2 protein-coding genes and 1 pseudogene are annotated in these 4,482 nt (G+C 67.7%); all 3 read right to left on the bottom strand.

The annotated features are described in order from the left end of the window. Window positions 1–106 precede the first annotated feature (106 nt). Window positions 107–1,316, bottom strand: a pseudogene (locus OTB19_RS43905) (DUF6177 family protein); the annotation flags it as partial. 121 nt (window positions 1,317–1,437) lie between these two features. Next, entirely contained in the window at window positions 1,438–1,893 is a 456-nt protein-coding gene (locus OTB19_RS41690; RefSeq protein WP_267804080.1) for a hypothetical protein, read from the bottom strand. A gap of 23 nt (window positions 1,894–1,916) precedes the next feature. Next, complete coding sequence (locus OTB19_RS41685; RefSeq protein WP_267804079.1) at window positions 1,917–4,274, bottom strand: hypothetical protein; 2,358 nt, start codon at window positions 4,272–4,274, stop codon at window positions 1,917–1,919. Between the last annotated feature and the right edge of the window lie 208 nt (window positions 4,275–4,482).

The raw sequence follows: 4,482 nt of genomic DNA, 5'->3' as shown, positions 1-4,482 counted from the left end.
AGAAAGAACCTCGGAGAACCCGCCACCGGGACGGCCACCCGGGATACCGGCCTGCCCGAATCCGGAAACCCACCACAAAAGCAATCACACCGCGTGATCAAAGATCACGCGGTGGATCGAGGTTCAGGTCCCGGCGGGCCTCGCGCAGCTGGCACATCATGGTCTTCAGCCCGTGCCGGGTCACCAGCTCGCCGGCCAGCTCCGGCATTGCCTCCAGGGCCGGCTTCTCACCGGGGCCGTAGCCCACGGTGAGGGTGACGTCCTCTTCCACACCCTGCGGGGTGCGGATCACGCGCAGGGTGGCGACGGCAGGCCGGTCCGGGGTGCCGACGACCACCGTCCAGGTGGGCGGGCCGGGGGGCGCGCTCGTACGCCAGGTCGGTCAGTTGCCGCCGCGACCAGGTCAGACCGGCCGGCTCCGATGTCCCCCAGCCGGCCGGCGGGCCGCCGGTCAGCGCCTGCCAGGCGGCTTCCAGGGCGCCGCCGAGGACGAGGTCCGCCGCGGGACGGTGCAGGGTGCGGAAGGAAACGATGAGCTGACGCTCGCCGGTGGGCCGGACCTCCGTGAAGGCGTTCGCCACCGGGGTCTGGCCGCTCTCGTCCCGGGCCGGGGAGAAGGCGCCGTCCTGCCGGCGCAGTACCGCGCCGGTCAGCCCGTCGTAGTAGCCGCACCGCTCGTCCTGCACCACCCAGCGCGAGGGTGTGGACTGCAGCAGCATGCGGGTGGGCAGGGAGAGTCGGCAGTGCGGCGGGGTGACGATCTGCAGGGACCGGTCGCTCTCCACGGTGGCCCGAAGTGCCTCGGAGAGCCAGCTCGTCATGGGGACGACGGGCCGATCCTGGAGTACGACGGCGACCTCGTCTGTGAGCATGTCGACAGCCGGCTGCGCGGCCGCCGGGAGCGGTACGGCGGTGATGCCCGAGACGTCGACCGGGCGGGCCGCACCGACGGTGCCGGGGGCGTCCGGCGGCCAGACCCGGCCGCCCAGAAGCATGGTCAGACGGGCCGCAAAGGCGCCCGCGAGCTGCTCGGCCTGGGGGACGCCCACGGCGGCGCGGGCCTCGACCCACCACGCCCGGCCGTCGCCGGACGGCTCGGCCCCGGGCCCCAGCAGCCGGGCCGCCTCGCCCGGCACCTGGAGCAGCAGCGGCACCTCGATCGAGACGAGAGGCCGGCCCTCGGCATCACAAAGCTGGACCACGGCACCCTCGCCGGCGGTCTCGACCTGCAGGTCCGGGCCGCCCGCGAGTAGGCCCGCCAGGATGCTCAGCGCGTCAGGCATGCGCTCGGTGAGCGCGATCACGTCCTTGGTCATGGAAAGTTCCTTCTGGTCATGCGTGGTCGGCTGCCGCATCGGCTGAATCAGCCAAGCCCTACTGCGGTGGCCGGCGCGGAGGAACCACTTTTAGCTGCCCACCCAGGGCGGCGTGGATGTGTTATTCACCGCCGTCGAACTGCGCCGCCAAACGCAGAGTGAGTTCCGCACTAGCCAGCATCCGGGGAATCTCGATCGGGAGATTCGAGAATTCCTTCCTTACTACATCGGCAGGGTCGATACGACGGGTCACGCCGTCCCGCCCCGTCGCCTCGATCACATAGCGGTATCCGCGGGGCACGCTGGGGTCGTCCGCCACCTTCCACTGCGCTCCGTGCTTCTGAATCAGGTAATCGGCGACGTAGGACATCAGATCGCTGTGCAACGTGATCCAGTCCGACTGCTCGAATTCGCTCAGCGGAGCACGTGAGACATAGCCCTGGAGGGCGGGAATGAGACTCATCGGGTCGCGGGTGTAGATATCGGGTGCTACCCCGAGCATGTCAGCGACGTCAACGATATTCCGGCGCCCCTCCTCGATCCATCCCTGGAGATCCGGTTCGCTTGCTCTCGTCACGCTTTGAGCCTTTCGTTGGCCTTCTACTTCTTGGGAGCGGGCCCGTACTCGACGAAGATAACGCGAGCCTGGGTGAGATAGTTCCTAAGGGCCTGCGATGGGGGGGCGTGCAGGAAGACCCAGCGCGGATCGAATTTCGGATCCGCGCGGCGCAGCGCTAGATCCTTGTTGATCTGTTGCTTGATCCCATCGCTGAGCGGGACTTCCCCCTGCACGGTGCGCGTGGAACCGTCCTTGAGCGTGATCGTTCGCCACTCCAGATAGTGCTTGACCTCCACAGCCAGTGTGCGGCCGTTCGACATGTGAACCGGGACGTCAACGTGGCGCCCACCCGGCGTCTCTACCGGGTAGTAGGGGTGGTCATTCTTCGGTACGGGATAGTGCTGCTCGGGTGCCCCGTCCGCCATCTCTCGAAGGTAGTCCTCAGCACCCTTGTACCGAGCCCGCCCATGGCGCATGGCCCGCATCTCGCGCAGAGTGCGCTCCGTCGTACTGGGCATGAGCTCGCCGCGCGGCTGTCCGGTGTCGTGGTGCGAGTTGGGGTCGTGATCGGCCGGAGCTCCTTCGGCTGCCGGGTGGGCAGCGTCGTCCGTGCCATGAGCCGCGTCGTCCATCCCCCCAGCGTCGCCGTGGGCCCCGTCTCCGCCATGGGCGCCCGTCGAGTGATCGCCGGTTCCGTGACCGTGGCCAACGCTCGGCGTGTGGGACGCGCCGCCACCCGACGGCGTGTGCGAACCCGCGCCGCTGCCCGAGCCGTTGCTGGTCGAGGTGTCCGCGGCGTGGCCACCTGTGAACGGCGTGTTGTACGTACCGCCACCCCCACCGGCCGGGTGGGAATCGTCGCCCGGGTGCATCGAGGTCGGGTGGGATCCGTCGCCCGGGTGCGCCGAGCCGGTCGGGTGGCCCGCTCCGTTCTCCACGCGGCTGGGGCCGCCCGCGCCTTCGAGGACCTTGGGCTCTTCCTTGACCGGAGCGGTCTCGTGCTCCTTGACGTTGGGCAGGTCGTCCTTGTGCGGCTCCCTGACGGGTTCGGTGTCGCGAACGACGTTGCCGTGCTCGTCCCGGATATACCCGTCATCGCCGATGACGCGCTTGTTGCCCGCGGGGTCGACGTACTCGTGACCGGGGGGCGTCTTCTCGCCGGCGCCGGCGGGAGTCGAGGACGGGTCCCCCGTGCGCCCAGGAGCCGGAGCCGCGTCGCCCGGGTGCGGCGAGGTCCCGGTGGGCATGTTGCGGGCCATGTCGTCCACGCCCGCCCGACTGGCTTTGAGGCCCTCCATGAGGTCGCCGACCTTGAGCTTGGTGACCCCCGCCGCCTTGCCGAGGTAGCTCATCGGGTCGACGAGCGCGCCGGCCTTGCCCAGCGCGGTCACGGCCTCCGCGCCCATACCCAGCTTCCCGGCCTTGCCGAGCTTGAGCAATGAGCCCGACCCGAGGGTCAGGGCGTTGAACAGCACCGTCCCGAACGCCCGCGACGGGTCCTTGTCCCACTCGTCCCACGCGACCAGCGACTTGCCGAAGTTGCGCAGGGCCGCCTTCTGATGTTCACGGTCACTGTGGTCGACCGGGCCGAACATCTTGTCCATCGCCCAGTCGTACGGCGTGATGATGTAGCCGCTGATACCGCCGAAGACATCACCGATGCCCGACCAGGTCTTCTTGAAGTTGTCCCAGTCAAAGACATTGACCATGCTGCCGAGGCCCTTGAGCGTGCCCCAGACACCGTCGACGAAGAACCCCTTCAGCGCACCGCCGACATTTCCCTTCGTCCACTCCCACGCGGCCCGCAGACCCGTGTATTCACGCTTGTCGACCGTCCCCCACGGTGTCTCCTTCGCGTCTTTGACATCGCTGTCCCTGAAGCCGTACATACCGGCCTTGTGCGAACCGTCGTCAACGACGAAACGCGTACCACCCACCAACGCGGTGATCTTGTTGGCCGCATCGCGCTCGACGCCCTGGAACGCCATCCACGTCGCACCGACTTCACGGACAAGGCGCGCATTCTCGTCGACCTTGCCCTGGTCCTGCTGCCAGTCGTCGTCGTGCTGGTTGTCCGCGACGAAGGTCTCCGCATCCGCGCGGAGCTGCTTCATCTTGTTCACCAGCGGACGGGCGGTCGACGCGAAACTCGTCAGCGCGCCGCCAGCGGACTCCAGCTTCTTCGCGAACTCATCCGCCTTGTCCCGCACCGGAATCGTCGTATCAAGCAACTGCTCCTGCTCGGGAGCGTCGTAGACCGGATCCAGCGCCTGGAAGGCGTTGTGGACGTCTGCACCCGTACCACGAATGCTGGAGGCGGTCTTCTTCAGAGAAGCCGCATGAGTCTCCAAAGTCTCCAGATTTCCCGTGAAGGTCGGTATCTTCCCGGGATCAATCACTTCTTGGGGCCCTTCATTTCTTCCGGAGTCGGAGCCTTGGAGTACTCCCGCTGCGTGGTCTCCGCCATCGCCAGGTCACCCCTGAGCCTCGATCCACCGCGTGATCTTTGATCACGCGGTGTGATTGCTTTTGTGGTGGGTTTCCGGATTCGGGCAGGCCGGTATCCCGGGTGGCCGTCCCGGTGGCGGGTTCTCCGAGGTTCTTTCT

The organism is Streptomyces sp. H27-H5 (assembly GCF_026627505.1).
In the GTDB taxonomy this organism is placed as follows: Bacteria; Actinomycetota; Actinomycetes; order Streptomycetales; family Streptomycetaceae; genus Streptomyces.
The sequence above is the reverse complement of the archived record's forward strand: the minus strand, read 5'-3'. Positions and strand labels throughout refer to the sequence as shown.